The sequence below is a fragment of the Acetomicrobium hydrogeniformans ATCC BAA-1850 genome, assembly GCF_000160455.2.
GTDB classification, from domain to species: domain Bacteria; phylum Synergistota; class Synergistia; order Synergistales; family Acetomicrobiaceae; genus Acetomicrobium; species Acetomicrobium thermoterrenum.
In genome coordinates this window covers 1-794 of record NZ_ACJX03000006.1, presented here as the reverse complement: position 1 = coordinate 794, position 794 = coordinate 1, and the positions used below count along the sequence as shown (strand labels likewise).

Here is a 794-nt window from a genome sequence, read left to right as displayed (position 1 = left end):
GAGCCTTATTGTGTCCGCATCTTTAATTTTGGATTTTGGTATTTTAAAGAACCTATATCTTGCATTTTAAAACCTTAGCTTAAAAATCCAAGATTAAAGATCCGACCCCGGGTAGTTTGCGACCCCGGGTAGTTTGCACGATTTGATGCTGTTTCAGCTTAACCGTGATATATCCATAGCAGAATCCTCCAACCTTGCTCTAAACGTCGGCACGATCATTTTTATGACCGAAAGTATTTCTTCTTTGTCGCCGTCTTGGGCGACTCTTAGCAGATATTCGAGCTTTTCCTCGAAACTTTCGTCGATTCCGTTTTGATTCGCAATAAAGATCTTCTCATGGGGCGATTCTACGGTGCCCTCCTCTGCCATCAAGAGCTCCTCGAAAAGCTTCTCCCCTGGCCTTAATCCCGTGTAAACTATATCGATGTCTTGGTAGGGCGTAAAACCTGACAGTTTAATTAGGTCCTCGGCAAGGTTCTTAATTTTAACCGGCTCACCCATGTCCAATACGTAAACTTTGCCGTTATAGGGCAAGGCTGCAGCCTGCAGGACAAGCTGCGCGGCCTCTGGGATCGTCATGAAGTAGCGCTTCATCTCGGGGTGTGTCACGGTTACTGGCCCACCCGAAGCTATCTGACGCTTAAATATGGGAATTACGCTGCCACGGCTCCCCAAGACATTCCCAAATCTTACCGAAACGAAGGTCTGATCCGGCTTTGCCTTTGAAGCGATGTTGCGCACTACCATCTCGGCGATGCGCTTAGAAGCTCCCATGACGGATGTTGGGTTAACGG

1 protein-coding gene is annotated in these 794 nt (G+C 47.5%); it reads right to left on the bottom strand.

The genetic code is table 11. The features are described from left to right. Positions 1 to 153 precede the first annotated feature (153 nt). The coding region (locus HMPREF1705_RS10520; protein WP_131725256.1) for a polysaccharide biosynthesis protein at positions 154 to 794 on the bottom strand (641 nt) is incomplete at its 5' end.